The organism is Blochmannia endosymbiont of Camponotus sp. C-003 (assembly GCF_023585685.1).
Lineage (GTDB): Bacteria > Pseudomonadota > Gammaproteobacteria > Enterobacterales > Enterobacteriaceae > Blochmanniella.
The window spans coordinates 535,802-553,349 of the sequence record NZ_CP097764.1; the positions used below are offsets into that span (position 1 = coordinate 535,802).

A 17,548-nucleotide genomic window follows, 5' to 3' on the forward strand; every position below is an offset into this window, starting at 1 on the left:
ATATACCATTATCATGAATTTATTAATTCTAAATATAGTGATATATAATATGTTGAGATATTTTATTTATCGTAACCGTATATTTAATATAAATAAAAATAAATTTAATATTTATTGACCAAATAAATAGTCTTTTATTCAAAATAAGATATCAATTCCCTCATATTGCATTAAGAATCAAACGGATTACGCAATATTATTATTGCAGAACGGTCTAAACCAGTAGAAATAATACTTATAGGAACTCCGATAAGTTTTTCTATGCGTTTTACATATAATTGTGACTCTTTAGGAAGATGATGGAACACCGTGATGCCTACAGTGCTTGTCATCCACCCGGGTAATGTTTCATATATAGGTTCTAAAGCTTCCCATTCTTCCAAAGAAGATGGACATTTATGTATTATTTGTCCATTTTTATTGCGATATGCAATACAAATTTTTAGCTCTTTTAAGCCATCCAAAACATCCAGTTTTGTTAAACAACACGAAGAAAAAGAATTAATTTTTACGGAATACCGTACTGATACCGCATCAAACCACCCAGTACGACGACGGCGTCCAGTAGTAGAACCAAATTCATTCCCATTCATACATAACCAATTACCTATATCATTTGACAATTCCGTAGGAAAAGGACCAAATCCAACACGAGTAGAATACGCTTTTACAATACCTAAAACATAATCAATATAACTAAGCCCAACTCCTGCACCAACGCTTACACTTCCAGAGATAGTATGAGCAGAAGTAACATAAGGATATGTTCCATGATCTACATCTAATAAACTACCCTGAGCTCCTTCAAATATAACTGAATCACCTCGTTTTGCAGCATCATCTAATAACTCGGTTACATCAACAACCATATCTATCAACATGTCAGATACTGACATAACTTCATCTAAAACAATCTGATAATTAATAGGATGTGTTTTATAATAATTAACTAATTGAAAATTATAATAATCTATCACATTTTTCAATTTTTTTTTAAAACTCTTTATGTTATATAAATCGCTTATTCGTAAAGCGCGTCGCGCAACTTTATCTTCGTGTGCTGGCCCAATACCACACCCTGTCGTGCCAATGGTTTTAGAGATGCGATCATTTTCTCTAGCCAAATCCATTGCTACATGATAAGGCAGCAACATAGGGCAAGACGCAGAAACAAATATGCGTTTACATGTTGAAAGACCTGATTTTAATAAGATTTTTATTTCTTTTATTAAAGAAACTGGCGATAATACAACTCCATTAGTAATAACAGTAGTAACATGATTATGTAAAATTCCAGAAGGAATTAAATGCAAAGTTATTTTTTTACGGTCTACCACAATAGTATGACCAGCGTTATCTCCTCCTTGATAACGCACTACATATTGAGCTCGTGAAGCTAACCAATCAACTATTTTGCCTTTACCTTCATCACCCCATTGAGCTCCTATTACAACAATGCTTCTAGCCATTTCTTAAAGTCACCTATTAATTCAAATAACTATTTTATTAATAATACATTGTGGGTACATGATGCTTTCTATTCCATCAGGTCATATATAATCTATTTAATCGAACAGCATAAATAATGATTATCCAAGAATCTACAAATATCTTGAATTATATAATTAATTATTAAGCCCAGTAGTACTTTTTGGTGATTTCATAAAACGTAAAAAATCAGTTTCCGCGCTTAATACCATAAGATCATTGTTATTTTTCTTAAAACTATTTTCATACGCACGTAAAGTGCGTACTAACGCATAAAATGAAGGATCTTCATTGAAAGTAGTAGCATATAGTTTAGCAGTTTCTGCATCAGCTTCACCCCGAATAATTAACGACTGACGTTTAGCCTCAGCTAAAGTACGTGTTACTTCATAATCTGCTGTAGCACGTAATTTTTCCGCTTCTTCTCGTCCCTGTGATCTATGCCGCCTAGCAACAGCATCACGTTCTGCGCGCATACGCTGATAAATTGCATCAGATACCTCTGTCGGTAAATTTATTTGCTTAATTCGTACATCCACAATCTCAATACCCAATGCAGCCATACTGTTTGGATGAACCAAATCAGAAACACGATATTGTTCTTGTTTTGAAATATCATAATTTTTCAAATAGAAATTAGATTTTTTAATATTATTAAAATGAAACTCTGGCTCTTCTTCTCCTGAAGTACCATTATTTAACGACGCACGTACATCTGTCATTAATTTATTGCGAGAATCTGTCACAATGCCTTGAACATTTAATCTCCCTAATTCTGAACGTAAACGATCGGAAAATTTTCGTTTTATTAACACTTCCGCTTGAGAAATATCACCCCCTCCTGTTGCTAAATAATATCGACTCAAATCACTAATACGCCATTTTATATAAGAATCAATAATCAAATCCTTTTTTTCCATAGTAACAAACCGATCTGCTTGGTTATCCATGGTTTGAATACGTGAATCTAAAATTTTAATTGTCTCAATAAATGGAATTTTTATATGCAATCCAGGATTGTAGATCAATGGATTATTATTTGTATCACGTAATACTTTACCAAAACGCAATATAATACCTTTATGCCCCTCTTCTATTGTAAACAAAGAAAAAAATAATATTATTATTATACACATAACAAATGAAAAAAAATTTCGTATCATCTACGACTCTCTCCCTTTACGTGCAATATCAATACGTTGTATATTAGCCTGTCTTTGATCTAATACTTTTTCTTTAGGTATAGAACTCGTATGATGAGACAGCTGAGTACTTTTTGATATTAACTGTGAATCATTCATGTCAGTATCACTAGTGGCGCATATTTGATTTAAATTAAGCGCATCATCAGTGTTATCAATACTATCAGAATACGCGATTTTATTATTATTTTTAATTTTATCTACTTGACCTGAAGGTAGTAATAATACGTTCTGTGTATTTTTTGAATTTACAAATATTTTTCTAGTATTGCTTAACACACGTTCCATGGAATTAATATATAATCGCTCACGAGTAATTTCAGGAGCTGCTCTATACTCCGGTAAAATTTTAGAAAATCTTTGTACTTCTCCTTGTGCTTCCAAGATAGTGCGTGCTTTATATGCACGACCTTCTTCTAAAATACGTTGCGCGTGTCCATTAGCACGTGGCTGCACTTCATTGGCATAAGCTTCAGCTTCACGAATGTATTGCTGTTCATTTTCTCGAGCGGCAATAGCATCATCAAATGCTGCTTTTACCTCTTCTGGAGGACGTGCTGTTTGAAAGTTTACGTCTAATAAAGTAATACCCATGTTATAAGGACGTATTGTTTGCTCTAAAACTCTTCGCGTATCACTACGTACTACCGTGCGTCCTTCTGTTAAAATACGATCCATATTATATTTTCCAATAACTCCACGCAAAGCGCTATCAGTGGCTTGACGCAAGCTATCATCAGCATCAATAACGTTAAATAAATAGTTTTTTGGATTAGTTACACGATACTGTACATTCATCTCTACTCGAACTACATTTTCATCTGAAGTTAACATCATACCAGAGGCTGCTAGTTCACGTACTGATTCTACATTTACTGGAATTACAATATCAAAAAAAGTAGGTTTCCAATTTAGCCCTGGTTGTACTAAATGATGATATTTTCCAAATCTTAAAACTACTCCACGTTCCGCTTCTTTAATCGTATATAAACCGCTCATAATCCACACAAAAGCAACAATAATCAATATTAATATGATAAAAAAATTTTTATTTCTAGGAAATTTTTCTGAATCTTTATTGTGATTGCTAAATATATTTAATTTATCGGTTATTTTATCTAAATACTTATCTGTATCTAATATATTAAATTCAGATTTATTATTATCTTCAAGAAAAGCATGATCTACATCATTTCTAGAATGATGTATCCATGGATCATAAATATACCTATAGTTATTAAGATGATTACAAACCATATTTTTCCTCACACACTATATGAGTGATCTAACTATTTCTATTGTTTTAAAAATATTAAACAATATAATTTATCAATAATTTATTATTTTTTAACAAACGACCCCAATTTACAGCAGATAAATATATTTTTAACCTAACATAATTATCATCTTCAACCCAATATTGTTTAACAACTTGTAGTCTATACAACTTCTCGCATAAATCATTATTCATAGGTATTCTCAATTCATAAGAAATCATATTGTTTGATAGTAACTCATTAACAGCTTGTAGCACCAAAGAAATACCTAAATTATTTTGAGCTGATATCCAAACTTGACTTGGATAACCATGATTATCGCGGTCAATATGTGGCACTATTTCTTTTAATCGATCTATCTTGTTCATCACTAACAGCATTGGAATATTATGAACGTTCAAATTACTCAACATACAATGTACCGTGTTAATATTTTGTTCAAACTTTTCGTCAGAAACATCTACAACATGTAATAATAGCGTTGCTTCTACCGTTTCTTGTAAGGTTGCTTTAAAAGAAGATACTAAATCATTTGGTAAATTCTGAATAAAACCCACCGTATCTGTTAATATAATGTCATGTATTCCCTTATATACAATACGTCTACTTGTAGGATCAAGAGTAGCAAAAAGTTTTGATGACGTATATGCATGTGATGCAGTCATTACGTTAAATAAAGTAGATTTTCCAGCATTTGTATATCCTACTAAAGAAACAGTAGGTACCCCAATTCTAACACGATGTCGTCTGCCCTGTTCTCGTTGATTTTCTATTTTTTTTAAACGCAATAAAATCTGGGTCATTTCCTTACGCAATAAACGACGATCACTTTCTAATTGCATTTCTCCTGACCCTCCTCGTAAACCAATACCTCCTTTTTGACGCTCAAGATGACTCCATTCATGCACTAAACGAGAGTTCAAATGCTTCAGTTGAGCTAATCTTACTTGCAACTTACCTTCGTACGTACGTGCACGTTGCGCAAAGATATTAAGAATGAGTTGATTTCTGTCAATTATCTTACATTTTAATAGACACATAAGATTTCGTTCTTGATGAGGAGATAAAATACAATTAAACAACACAATAGATACAGAATTATTTTGAATCATGCGTTCAAGCTCTAATACTTTTCCGATTCCAATAAAATATTTAGCATTACAAGTTTTTCCATTACTCGTAAGAATTTCCAATATCTCCATGCCTGCTGTGGATGCCAAAGACAAACATTCCTGTAAATTGAAACTTTTATTTTGTTTTTTTTTATCAAAAAAAGTAATATTAACTAAAATAGATTGATTATTCAAATAACCTAAATCATACAATAAAATCTACTCCACAAATAAATTATATATATTCAATCGTATACAATGAAAGTTATCAATATATTCATTATACTATATTTAATAATATTTGGTAATACCACATATTAATATATAATTATACTTAAAAAAAGATCACACAGCCTCTTAAATACACGATCAGAATGCAGTTTGATTGATAGCATGACTAGCATAGTATGAAACAAAACGGGAAGGAACAATAGTAGATATAGCATGCTTATAAATCATTTGATTCACTGTATTTCTTAACAAAATCACAAATTTATCAAACGACTCGATTTCTCCTTGCAATTTAATGCCGTTTACCAAATAAATAAAAACCGGAACGCGTTCCCGTCGCAACACGTTTAAAAATGGATCTTGTAATAATTGAACTTTATGCATTTTCAATATCCTTAAAATTAATTTTATATTATTTTAAACGGTCTAAATAAATCAAAAAAATAATTCCAAATTTTAATTTTTTAAAATTTTTATATGTCAGATGAATTTTTGATTAATATCTTCGATATATTATCAGTTGCTTCAGATAAATTATCACTATTTAACCAACATAAATTCGGCCATCTACGTAGCCAGGTTAATTGTCGTTTCGCAAGTTGCCGAGTAGCACAAATTCCTTTGACTACCATCTGACTATAATTAATTTCACCAGATAAATATTCCCACATTTGACGATAACCTACACAAGAAATGGACGGCTTGACTTCTTTTGTATGCAAATCAGATCGATCAAACAATCTGATAACCTCATTTTCAAATCCGATCTCTAACATTCTATGAAACCGTTCTTCAATTCGTTTATATAATATATCACGACTTGATGGAACAATGGCAAATTGGTAAAATCGATATTTCAATCGTTGATTGGTCATCAATTTTAATTCTGTCCACGTTTTACCAGAAATAAAGAAGATTTCTAATGCTCGAATTATTCTCTTGTGATCATTTAAATGAATTTTTGAAGCTGAAATCGGATCAATATGTTTTAATAAACCGTGTATATTTATCCATCCTGTTCTCTGCGCTTCATATTCCAGATCATCACGAATTTTTTGATTACTTGATGGTAAAAAAAACAACCCCTCTAACAGAGTTTTAAAATACAACATCGTTCCACCAACCAAAAAGGGTGTGTATTCAGATCGTATGATGTTTTGTATTTCATTATCTGCATCATGACAAAAATCTCCTGCTGAATAGCATTCAACTGGATCACGGATATCTATCAATTTATGGGGGGCTATTTTTAATTCTTCAGCAACAGGCTTAGCTGTACCGATATTCATATCGCGATATATCAAAGCTGAATCAACACTGATGATATCTATTTTTTCTTTTCTTTTTTTTAAAGCAATAGATAAACTTGTTTTCCCAGAAGCTGTAGGACCCATTAAAAATATGACTAACGGTTTATGTTTAATAAAATTCTCCTTTGATGCATATATAGTCAAAAATGTTAATTACCTGAAATTATTTCTATAATTTATCAAAAAAATTCAATTATTTAGGGACACATACTAACTCTTATATGTATAAGTATATGCAATAAATATCAATAATTATTGCTGAAAAACAGACCAAATTTATAATAACTTATTTAATATAATAATTGTTGCTTTTTTATTTATTAATTTATAGTAAATATATATTTTTGAGCTTATGAATGATCTAATAATTTTTGCTGTGGCATTATGAAATAAGAACGTAAACCTTTATGCAAAGCATTAGCTATTTTGTCTTGATATCCACTGCTAGCCAGAAGACATTCTTCTTTTACATTACTAATAAATCCAGTCTCTACTAAAATCGATGGAATATCAGGGGATCGTAATATCCCAAAACTAGAGTACTCAGGTATATCCTTATGCAAAGGAGTAATATTTTTTAATTGATGTAACACATGTGCTGCAATATCATACCCTGCTCTTTGGGCGTAACCAAATTGTAAATCTAAAACTAAATGATTAAAATACGGATCATTATGATAACTGGTTAATATATCTCCCAACCCTCCCAATAATTCTGAATGTTTTTCACTACGTTGTAACCAATGTATCATTTCACTTTTAGCTCGACGATTAGACAAAACCCAAACAGACGCTCCTCTAACTTTAGTGTTTAAGGCAGAATCTGCATGAATAGACACCAATACATTGGCTTCTCTTTTCCGAGCCAAATTAGAGCGTTCCATGACCGATAGAAAATAGTCTCCATCGCGAATCATAACGGCTTTAAAATTAGGATCTAAATCCAATAATTTTTTTAGTTTCTTAGCTATATTAATAGTAATATTTTTTTCATATATTCCACAGCGACCTGTAGCTCCTGGGTCCTGTCCTCCATGTCCAGCATCAATAGCTACAACAACAGGAGCAAATGTATTGGTGTGATTTTGATTTTTTATAAATTGCGTATCTATTATTTTCTTTTGATTATTTATCGATTGACCTGAATTAACATAAATTTTACGATTTATAATAGGGGGTGTTTTTCGAGTACTTATATCAGGGACAGTAAATGCTGTTTTTTTTAAAATTGTTAACATAATACGATAATTTTCTTTGATTTGTTGTTGCGTTATTGTTCCTATAATTGAAGGAGAAGTGAGATCTAATACTATACGTATACTTTGGTAACTAAGAGATGTATTTGTTCGAACACGTTTAACTAAATTAATGCCATTAAAATTTATTGGAAATATATTTTTTTGAACTTTAGATGTTTTTAAAAGATCTATTACAATTCTTTCCGGGTTATGCAAAGAAAATATCATATATACGGGAACAACAGCGCTCTCTAATGTTACTGTAGCTTGATCAACATTATTGGTAACAGAGATTGAGTTAAGGGTTGATGCTATAACTGATTCAACACATAAATATTTTGAAAATATTGTCATTACGAAAATTATTTCGTATTTCAACTTCATATATCTAGTTTCCAACATGCTAACAAATCATCGCACATTTTGTGACCCACATTACTAGAAGATTCTATAATGACTTGCCTAAAATTTTTTCGATCATGATAATTTATTGTTATCGAAATATCTTCTTTTGGTAAAATTCCCATTCCTTGTTTTGGCCACTCTACTAAACATATAGTATGATCATCAAAATAATCTCTAATTCCCATACACTCCAATTCTTCCGAAGAAATTAACCTATAAAAATCAAAATGATACACACGCCAATGTGTCAACATATAAGATTCAACTAAAGTATAGGTAGGACTATTAATATGCCCAATATGTCCTAATGCATGCAAAAATCCCTTACAAAAAACAGATTTTCCTGACCCTATATAGCCATTTAAATAAATTAAACAACCTTGAACGCAAACAGAAGCTAAAGTAGCACCTAATGACAAGGTTTGTAATTCATCAGATAATACTAATACATATTTTTTCATCATTAATACAAATTTAATATCTTATACGCCACAATATTGTTATAAACAAAATAATATAAGCAATCCCTCGCATGATCACTTCTTATGCAGTCAATTTTGTAGATACATTTAGATACATTTAAATATATATAAAACTTATATAAAAATATAAAAAATATACCAACACTCATTACATTTCTCTACACTAAATAAAATTTCAAGTTAAAATTAAAAAATTATAATCTATATACATATTCAAAAATTGATTTGCATGATGTACTCTGTATATCAATATAAACATATTGATATACAGAGTACGAGTAATAAGCATCGAATCAATATATTGAAAAAGCAATTGTATATTACATACACTTATGAAAGAAAACTGAAAATATTTTATTATATTTAAACTTCTACTACTTATAGAGCTCACTACCATATTAATAAATACATATGTTTAATTTATCCGTCAGCTAAAAATAATTCAATGGTTTTATGCATAATTTAAGATTCTAAGATATATTAAAAATAATACACTTATTTCAAATGCAGTTTGGAATTAATATATAATGATATCAATCAATGATATAAAGTAAATACTAAAATGGAGCGGGAAACGAGACTTGAACTCGCGACCTCAACCTTGGCAAGGTTGCGCTCTCCCAAACTGAGCTATTCCCGCTTTTATTTGAAGTAAAAATTATAATTATTATTCAATGTATTTAGATCGTATACAAACAACAACCATACACTTAACTTATACATACCAACTAATTATTTTATTAAGTTAATAGCATTCATTCCTACTACTCTTAAATAAAACTATATTCATTATCAACTTTATTACGCACCTTTTAATCGTATAAAATGCTTACGATAATACATCAATTCTGCAACAGATTCACGAATATCATCTAATGCGCAATGGGTGTGCTGTAATTGTAATCCAGATATCAAATCTGGTCTCCATCGAATCATTAATTCTTTAATTGTACTCACATCTAAATAACGATGATTAAAATACGATTCTAATTCCGGCATATATCGAAATAAAAATAGACGATCTTGCGCTATGCTATTTCCGCATATCGGTGATTTTTTAAAATTGACCCAATTTCTCAAAAACTTTATTGTCAAATTAGATGCGCTAATCTCATCCAATGTACTACATCTTACCTTCTCTATTAATCCAGTAGCGCTATGTACACGCGTGTTCCAATCATCCATTGATAACAACTGAGATTCAGATTGATGTATTACTGCAACCGGACCTTCCGATAAAATATTCAATTTACTATCAGTAACTAGAGTGGCTAGTTCCAAAATACGATCTCGATCTGGATCCAATCCAGTCATCTCCAGATCAAGCCATATCAAATTATTATCACGCATATCATTCCACTTATGCTTATATATTAAGCGTTTACTACAATAAGTGACATTACCACAGTATCGAATTTTCTATTCATATTATTCATCACACAATTCTCATAATATATTAAATATTTATCAAACTCATCAAATATTGTTTATACACAAATTCATCAAATATCAGTTTATAATTTCAAATGACAAACCTGATACTAACATACTGTATAAGCATACATCAAATATTAAAAACAATAAATCATGGTATTATTGAAATAAAATTACAGATCTGTTACTTATAAATTTCATTTTTCTACAATATTTCAGAAATAATAATATTAATTACTAATAAATCCCCTCAAACAATTTTTCACTATAAATGTTAGTAATGCTTACAAGAATTAATAATTACTTCTTATTGTAAATTCAAAAAAGTTTATGATCTATAAAAATTGCAAATCACTACATTTATAAAATATATCACTGTATATATCCTAAAAATCAAAAGACTATATATTTAGTAATCACTATTACTTCAATGAATTTTTATCGCTAATAGAATTAGCTTTATTTCTTCAATGAAACTAAAACAACTTTTACATACTTTTGCGCGATTAATAATATATTATATGTTATAGTAATATTTAAGAGAATGTGTATTTCCAACGCAAACCAACAGCGAAATGTACATCTAATCGCTATCTCTCAATTAAGAATGAATAATCCAAATTAGGTACACATATTATGCCAAAAAAAATACAAATTTTACTGCAATATTTACTGCCAAAGTACTGGATTACTTACTTGGTAGGACTTGTAGCCTCATGGAAAGGTGGATGGATAACACATTACGCTATTCTTCTGTTTATTCGTATTTATAAAATAGACATGAAAGAATCTGACAAACCCAATTTAACCGATTATGCAACATTTAATGCATTTTTTACTCGAAAATTACATAAAAATGCTCGGCCTATCGATACCAATCCATCTACATTAATCATCCCAGCTGATGGAATCATCACTGAAATAGGAAAAATAAGCCAAAAAAATATTTTTCAAGTAAAAGGCTCCTCTTATCATTTGGATGGACTACTAGCAGGTCATGATAATATCATTGACTATTTCAGTGATGGAAGTTTCATTATTATTTATATACCTCCACAAAACTGCCATCGCATCTATATGCCTTGTACAGGCACACTTCGTGAAGTACTGTATATACCCGGTGATTTATTTTCAGTACATCCAAAAATTACTAAAAATATACCCAATATATTCTCTCGCAATGAAAGGGTAATCTGTTTATTCGAAACAGATTTTGGTTACATGGCTCAAATTTTAATTGGCGCTATAATAGTAGGAAGCATTGAAACTACATGGTTAGGCACAGTTACTCCGCCACGCGAAGGCGTTGTGAGACATTGGCGTTACCCACCAAATCATACAAACAATACTGATGATGCAATAATAATAAAAAAAGGACATGAAATGGGTTTATTCAAATTAGGATCTACTGTTATTAATTTGTTTGGAAATAAAAAAGTTATTTTTAATAATCTACTACGACCACATGATATTGCTCGTATTGGAATGCCGTTAGCACAAGGATATAATCAAAAAAACAATTATACATAATTCATATTATATATTTTATCAGATTCATGCAGCAATATTATGTATATGGTCATTATTCAAAAGAAAACTATATTTTTTAAATATTTCTTTTTATTGACATATATAGTAACGTGGTTATTCCCATTAATAACCTTTTCTTATAATTTTTCAAATAAACAAGAAATAAAAAAATACTTACAATATGTACAAAAAAAAGAGCATATAATAAATGCTCATCAGCAAACCATTATAAATAATCTACAATCTACATTGCGTTTTATTTTTGAACGAAATAATTCCAATATTAAAATTCAAGAATACCAAAAAATCATAAACGACTTGTCATATATCATTCTTCAATTAAATGAAGAATGCAATAATACACCCAACCTCATCGTTAATTTCGATGAAAATTTTTATGAACATGATCTCAAACAAAAATTATTTCGAATCAATAATCAATTAACAAATCTATCAAAACAACTAAAACAAGAATGTAATTCTATACATTCTATTAATAATTCATTAATATTATTACCACAACAAGAAGTCGCAACTAAAAATATATTAAATAATTTAGAACAACAAAAAATATTATATACAACAAATCTAAATATTCTAGTAAAACAAGCTAAATTTACTACGTTACAATCAGAACAAGCAGCTAAACAATTACAAACACACGAACTTGAGCTCAATAAATTAAACCTCAACAATCACAAAGAATTATCCCAATTACGTATAGAATTACTTAAAAAAAAATACAATTACATAAACCATGAAACACACACACCAAAACATCAGTTAAATTATTTATATCAAGAAGAAAAAAAACAGCCCATTAAATATACAAAAAAAATATTACCAGAAAATTGTAATACATTACCAAAATCTATCGAAAAACAATCACAAATCAATCATGATCTTTCAATTATCCTGAATCAACAAACACACCACATAAACAGCATTAAATCAAAAAATCAAGAAATTGCAGCATGTATATTACAAGCACACCAAACTGTCAAAAACTTAATTGAACAAACACAATGGTTAGATACATCTCCAGTTATTAAAGAAACACTACGCTCTCAGGTCTCTAAATTTCCAGAGATACCTAAATCTCGACAACTAGATCGTAATGTGGCGCAACTAAGAATTAAACGTCTACAATATGAAAATCAATTGAATAAAATAATACCATTATCATCTCAAATCAAACAAGATGACGGTACACCTCTAACAATACCTCAAAAACATATTCTGGAAACACAATACACCATACAATGCAACCTTATCACTTCATTGTTAAATAGTTTCGATACACAAATCTTGGAATTGACAAAATTAAAAGCTGCATATCAACAACTTCAAGCAGCACTACAAGATATACAAAAAGCTATGCATCGCTATTTATTCTGGACCGCTGATTTTTACCCAATTCCTATATCTTATCCTTTAAACATTTATCAAGATTTGCGCAAACTGTTAACTTCAGATGAATTTAATGAGCAAATAATATCTTCGTTAAATAGAATCTTCACTGCTCGAAAACCATTAATAATACTGATAATATTGTGTATGCCAATATCAATTGGATTGTATTTCGCCGTACATCATCATTATCAAACATTTTTAGAACAATCTAGCAAAAAAATAGGAAAAGTAAATCAAGATCATTTCTTGCTCACTTTTTACAATATATGGTACTCAATGTTAATTGCTTTACCAGTTCCGACATTATGGGCAGTCATAGGATATAGTTTTAGTCATAATTGGTTATATCCTATTTCTGTTGCAATTCAGGATGGAATTAATGCTACAACTTTCATATTATGGATATCTATAGTAAGTGTTTATTTCGCATCTTCAAAGGGATTATTTATTGCTCATTTTGGTTGGTCTAAAAAAAGAGTTCAACACGTATTTTCACATCATTATACCTGGGCTGTTGGGACAATTGTTTTTTTAATAATGATGATAACTATATTTAATAATTATAACAACAGAGAATTTTCCAGTACTTTAGGTCGTTTATGTTTTATTTTATTATGCGTTTATTTAACTTTTATTACTAATAAATTAAAACGCTCTGGATTGCCTTTATATTTAAACAAATATGATTCTTCTGACAATATCATAAATCATTGTTTATGGAATATAATAATATGCGCACCATTAATAGCAGCAGTTTCTTGCATATTAGGTTATTTATTTGTTGCTCAGGAATTATTAGGACGATTAGAAGAATCATTATTCATTTGGATTATATCATTAATCATATACCATGTCATTCGTAGATGGACGTTGATCCAACAACGTCATATTGCTTACGAACGCGCCAAACAAAAACGAACTTTACAATTAACTCTAAGAACACATAATGAATCTAATTTTTCTCAACTACTACAAATTAACAAATTAACATCTAAAGATGAAAAAAATAGAAAAATTTTAGATTTAGACACTATCAGCACGCAATCATTACAACTAATACGATCTATTATTACTATAATTGCTCTATTATTGATGACTGTATTGTGGTCTGAATTGCGTTCTGCATTTTCTTTTTTAGAAAATATTACATTATGGGACGTCACATCTACTATAAAAGGAGTAGACAATATTCAACCTATAACATTAAATTCATTTCTTATTGCTGTTTTAGTAATTGTTATCACTACAAAAACAGTGAAAAATTTACCAGCATTTTTAGAGCTTATTGTGTTACAACATTTAGATCTCACTCCAGGCACAGGATATACTATTACCACATTAACTAAATATATATTGATGTTTCTTGGTGGAATAATAGGATGTTCTTTAATAGGCATAGAATGGACTAAGATACAATGGTTAATAGCAGCATTAGGTGTTGGATTAGGCTTTGGATTACAAGAAATATTTGCTAATCTTATCTCTGGTTTAATGATACTTGTTGAAAAACCAATTCGTATCGGCGACACTGTAACTATTAACAAACTTACTGGTAATATTACTCGAATTAACACTCGTGCAACTATTATTACTGATTGGAATCATAAAGAAATCATTATTCCAAATAAAGAATTTATCACAAAACAATTTATTAATTGGTCTTTATCGGACACTTTAACACGAGTAGTATTACGTATACCTGCTCCCTTACAAACAGATATGAAAGAAATAGTTAAATTTTTATTACAAATAGCAAAAAATTCTTCTTTTTCCTTAAATACCCCACCTCCAGAAGTATATTTAGTAGATTTACAACAAGGATTACCTATGTTCGAAATACGAATACATATATCAGATATAAAACTAAGAATGCCTTTATGTCATCAAATGCATATGTTGATTATAGAATATTATCAAAATAATGGAATAAAATTACCATATACACCAATTTATCTGCATCATGATCAATTATTTAATAATTTTTATTCAAATTATTCGAATAAAAATTATTAAATAACAACATAAATATTTATTACATTTTATTTTGATCGAGATATATATGTACCTAAACGAGTATTAATTTTAATCAATTCCCCTAATTGAATAAAAAAAGGGACTTTAATTACAGCACCAGTACTGACAGTAGCTAGTTTAACTCCAGAAGAGCCAGTGCTACTCTTTTTTAACGGAGTAACCTTTATAATTTTTAATTCTATACAATCAGGCGGAGTGACAAGAATTGGTACTTTATTCCATAAAGTTACTATATAATTTAATTGATTTGTAATCCATTTTCTGTTCTCTCCTATTATTGCTTCAGAAACTGCAATTTCTTCAAAATTCCTTTCATTCATGAAATACCAAAATTCATTATCGTGATAAACATAAATTAGTCTGATTTCTATAACATTAGCTGATTCTAAAAAATCTCCAGACTTAAAAGTCTTTTCTAATATTTTACCAGAAATTATTTGTCTAAATCTTACACGGCTAAAAGCTTGTCCTTTTCCAGGTTTTGTAAATTCGTGGCTAATAATAACACATGGTACTCCATTTTGAATAACCTTGAGTCCAGTTCTAAATTCATTAATATTATAAAATACCATAAAAATATTTTAAATAATAAAATTTACAAAAATCTATTCATTATTTTCTAATATAATCCTGAAAAAAACAACCCTAATCTAAATAGAGATTAGGGTTGTTTTTTTCAGGATTATATTAGAAAATAATGAATCCCAATTACATCATGCCACCCATGTTACCACCAGCTCCTGCATTACCTAAATCCGGCTTATCTTCTTTAGGTAATTCAGTAACCATGCATTCAGTAGTAATCATTAAACCCGCAATAGATGCTGCATATTGTAGGGCAGAACGAGTCACTTTAGTAGGATCTAGAATTCCTAATTCAATCATATTGCCATACTTTTCAGTAGCGGCATTATAACCAGTATTGCCCTCTCCCGATCTGACATTATTAGCAATTACTGACGGCTCTTCTCCAGCATTTGCCATAATTTGACGCAAAGGAGCTTCCATTGCACGGCGAGCTACCTTAATACCAACATTTTGATCTTCATTGTCACCGCACACATTCCTAATAGCATTAGCTACACGAATTAAAGCAACACCACCACCTGCAACTACACCTTCTTCAACAGCGGCGCGAGTTGCATGCAATGCATCCTCTACACGTGCTTTCTTTTCTTTCATTTCTACTTCAGTAGCTGCTCCAACTTTAATTACTGCAACTCCTCCGGCTAATTTAGCAACACGTTCTTGCAGTTTCTCACGATCATAATCAGAAGTAGCTTCGTCACGCTGTTGATTAATTTGTGCCACACGACTATTTATAGCAGATTTATTACCTACTCCGTCAATAATAGTAGTAGCATCTTTAGTAATAACTACTCGTTTAGCTTGCCCCATATCTTCTAATGTCGCTTTTTCCAATTCTAATCCAATTTCCTCAGAAATCACAGTTCCTGCAGTCAACACAGCTATATCTTGCAACATAGCTTTACGTCTATCACCAAAACCTGGTGCCTTTACAGCAGTTACTTTGACTATACCACGCATGTTATTCACAACCAAAGTGGCTAAAGCCTCACCTTCTACATCCTCAGCGATGATAAGTAACGGTTTCCCTGCTTTTGCAACAGATTCTAATATAGGTAACATTTCCCTAATGTTAGAGATCTTCTTATCTGCTAATAAAATGAAAGGATGCTCTAGTTCCACTGTGCCGCTTTCAGGTTTATTAACAAAATAAGGGGAAAGATAACCGCGGTCAAATTGCATACCTTCAACTACATCTAGTTCATCCTGTAAACCAGACCCTTCTTCTACAGTAATAACTCCTTCTTTCCCCACCTTATCCATTGCCTGCGCAATAAGTTTACCAACAGTTTCATCAGAATTTGCAGAAATAGTACCCACTTGAGCAATAGCCTTAGGATCTGAACAAGGGACGGATAGCTTTTTCAATTCTTCTACTGCTGCAACTACTGCCTTATCTATGCCACGTTTTAAATCCATGGGGTTCATTCCAGCAGCGACAGCTTTTAGTCCTTCATTAACTATAGATTGAGCTAACACAGTAGCAGTAGTGGTTCCATCACCCGCAGAATCATTTGCTTTAGAAGCAACCTCCTTCACCATTTGAGCGCCCATATTTTCAAATTTATCTTCTAATTCAATTTCTCGTGCCACAGATACCCCATCTTTAGTTATAACTGGAGCCCCAAAAGATTTATCTAACACCACATTCCTACCTTTAGGACCGAGAGTAACTTTTACTGCGTCAGCCAACACATTCACTCCGCGCAGCATCTTGACACGCGCATCATTACCAAACTTCACATCTTTAGCTGCCATTTCATTTTCCTTAAAAATTTTCAAGTTCAATTAATAAGTTAGTCGC

Annotated in this window: 13 protein-coding genes and 1 tRNA gene; 2 read left to right on the forward strand and 12 right to left on the reverse strand. The window is 30.6% G+C overall.

All coding sequences use genetic code 11. From position 1 onward, the window contains the following. Positions 1 to 170: 170 nt before the first annotated feature. From M9397_RS02260 to orn, 10 genes are all read right to left on the reverse strand, one after another. Positions 171 to 1,469: an adenylosuccinate synthase gene (locus tag M9397_RS02260; RefSeq protein WP_250259626.1), complete on the reverse strand. Its 1,299-nt coding sequence runs from the start codon at positions 1,467 to 1,469 to the stop codon at positions 171 to 173. 156 nt (positions 1,470 to 1,625) lie between these two features. Next, the gene (gene hflC, locus M9397_RS02265; RefSeq protein WP_250226776.1) at positions 1,626 to 2,651 is read right to left on the reverse strand and encodes a protease modulator HflC; all 1,026 of its coding nucleotides are present in this window, start codon (positions 2,649 to 2,651) and stop codon (positions 1,626 to 1,628) included. Next, entirely contained in the window at positions 2,652 to 3,947 is a 1,296-nt protein-coding gene (gene hflK / locus M9397_RS02270) for an FtsH protease activity modulator HflK (protein WP_250226777.1), read from the reverse strand. Positions 3,948 to 4,002: 55 nt separating this feature from the next. After that, positions 4,003 to 5,292, reverse strand: a complete 1,290-nt coding sequence (hflX, locus tag M9397_RS02275) for a ribosome rescue GTPase HflX (protein WP_250226778.1) — start codon at positions 5,290 to 5,292, stop codon at positions 4,003 to 4,005. Positions 5,293 to 5,448: 156 nt separating this feature from the next. Next, positions 5,449 to 5,694 (reverse strand): RNA chaperone Hfq, encoded by a 246-nt coding sequence (hfq, locus tag M9397_RS02280; RefSeq protein WP_250226779.1) that lies wholly within the window; start codon positions 5,692 to 5,694, stop codon positions 5,449 to 5,451. Positions 5,695 to 5,783: 89 nt separating this feature from the next. After that, entirely contained in the window at positions 5,784 to 6,704 is a 921-nt protein-coding gene (gene miaA / locus M9397_RS02285) for a tRNA (adenosine(37)-N6)-dimethylallyltransferase MiaA (protein ID WP_250259880.1), read from the reverse strand. Between the two features lie 266 nt (positions 6,705 to 6,970). Continuing rightward, a complete protein-coding gene (locus M9397_RS02290; RefSeq protein WP_250226780.1) occupies positions 6,971 to 8,242 on the reverse strand; it encodes an N-acetylmuramoyl-L-alanine amidase in 1,272 nt (423 codons plus the stop codon). Continuing rightward, complete coding sequence (tsaE, locus tag M9397_RS02295; RefSeq protein ID WP_250227206.1) at positions 8,239 to 8,724, reverse strand: tRNA (adenosine(37)-N6)-threonylcarbamoyltransferase complex ATPase subunit type 1 TsaE; 486 nt, start codon at positions 8,722 to 8,724, stop codon at positions 8,239 to 8,241. The genes M9397_RS02290 and tsaE overlap by 4 nt, the downstream gene beginning before the upstream one ends. 584 nt (positions 8,725 to 9,308) lie before the next feature. Continuing rightward, a tRNA-Gly gene (locus M9397_RS02300) sits at positions 9,309 to 9,385 on the reverse strand. Between the two features lie 161 nt (positions 9,386 to 9,546). Beyond that, positions 9,547 to 10,095 (reverse strand): oligoribonuclease, encoded by a 549-nt coding sequence (gene orn / locus M9397_RS02305; protein ID WP_250226781.1) that lies wholly within the window; start codon positions 10,093 to 10,095, stop codon positions 9,547 to 9,549. A 720-nt stretch (positions 10,096 to 10,815) separates the two neighbouring features. On the opposite strand from orn, the gene asd reads away from it, so the two are divergent. Continuing rightward, complete coding sequence (gene asd / locus M9397_RS02310) at positions 10,816 to 11,709, forward strand: archaetidylserine decarboxylase (RefSeq protein WP_250226782.1); 894 nt, start codon at positions 10,816 to 10,818, stop codon at positions 11,707 to 11,709. Between the two features lie 45 nt (positions 11,710 to 11,754). Further along, positions 11,755 to 15,135 (forward strand): miniconductance mechanosensitive channel MscM, encoded by a 3,381-nt coding sequence (mscM, locus tag M9397_RS02315; RefSeq protein WP_474198195.1) that lies wholly within the window; start codon positions 11,755 to 11,757, stop codon positions 15,133 to 15,135. 26 nt (positions 15,136 to 15,161) lie between these two features. Here mscM and efp read toward each other — a convergent pair whose 3' ends face one another. Next, the gene (gene efp, locus M9397_RS02320) at positions 15,162 to 15,728 is read right to left on the reverse strand and encodes an elongation factor P (protein WP_250226784.1); all 567 of its coding nucleotides are present in this window, start codon (positions 15,726 to 15,728) and stop codon (positions 15,162 to 15,164) included. Positions 15,729 to 15,864: 136 nt separating this feature from the next. Beyond that, a complete protein-coding gene (gene groL / locus M9397_RS02325) occupies positions 15,865 to 17,502 on the reverse strand; it encodes a chaperonin GroEL (protein ID WP_250226785.1) in 1,638 nt (545 codons plus the stop codon). Positions 17,503 to 17,548: the final 46 nt, after the last annotated feature.

Excerpts from the sequence above, each read along its gene's own strand:
- M9397_RS02260 (WP_250259626.1), bottom strand. The coding sequence starts at position 1,469 with ATGGCTAGAAGCATTGTTGTAATAGGAGCTCAATGGGGTGATGAAGGT.
- asd (WP_250226782.1), top strand. The coding sequence starts at position 10,816 with ATGCCAAAAAAAATACAAATTTTACTGCAATATTTACTGCCAAAGTAC.
- efp (WP_250226784.1), bottom strand. The coding sequence starts at position 15,728 with ATGGTATTTTATAATATTAATGAATTTAGAACTGGACTCAAGGTTATT.
- mscM (WP_474198195.1), top strand. The coding sequence starts at position 11,755 with ATGGTCATTATTCAAAAGAAAACTATATTTTTTAAATATTTCTTTTTA.
- groL (WP_250226785.1), bottom strand. The coding sequence starts at position 17,502 with ATGGCAGCTAAAGATGTGAAGTTTGGTAATGATGCGCGTGTCAAGATG.
- hfq (WP_250226779.1), bottom strand. The coding sequence starts at position 5,694 with ATGCATAAAGTTCAATTATTACAAGATCCATTTTTAAACGTGTTGCGA.
- hflC (WP_250226776.1), bottom strand. The coding sequence starts at position 2,651 with ATGATACGAAATTTTTTTTCATTTGTTATGTGTATAATAATAATATTA.
- miaA (WP_250259880.1), bottom strand. The coding sequence starts at position 6,704 with ATGGGTCCTACAGCTTCTGGGAAAACAAGTTTATCTATTGCTTTAAAA.
- hflK (WP_250226777.1), bottom strand. The coding sequence starts at position 3,947 with ATGGTTTGTAATCATCTTAATAACTATAGGTATATTTATGATCCATGG.
- M9397_RS02290 (WP_250226780.1), bottom strand. The coding sequence starts at position 8,242 with ATGAAGTTGAAATACGAAATAATTTTCGTAATGACAATATTTTCAAAA.
- tsaE (WP_250227206.1), bottom strand. The coding sequence starts at position 8,724 with ATGAAAAAATATGTATTAGTATTATCTGATGAATTACAAACCTTGTCA.
- orn (WP_250226781.1), bottom strand. The coding sequence starts at position 10,095 with ATGCGTGATAATAATTTGATATGGCTTGATCTGGAGATGACTGGATTG.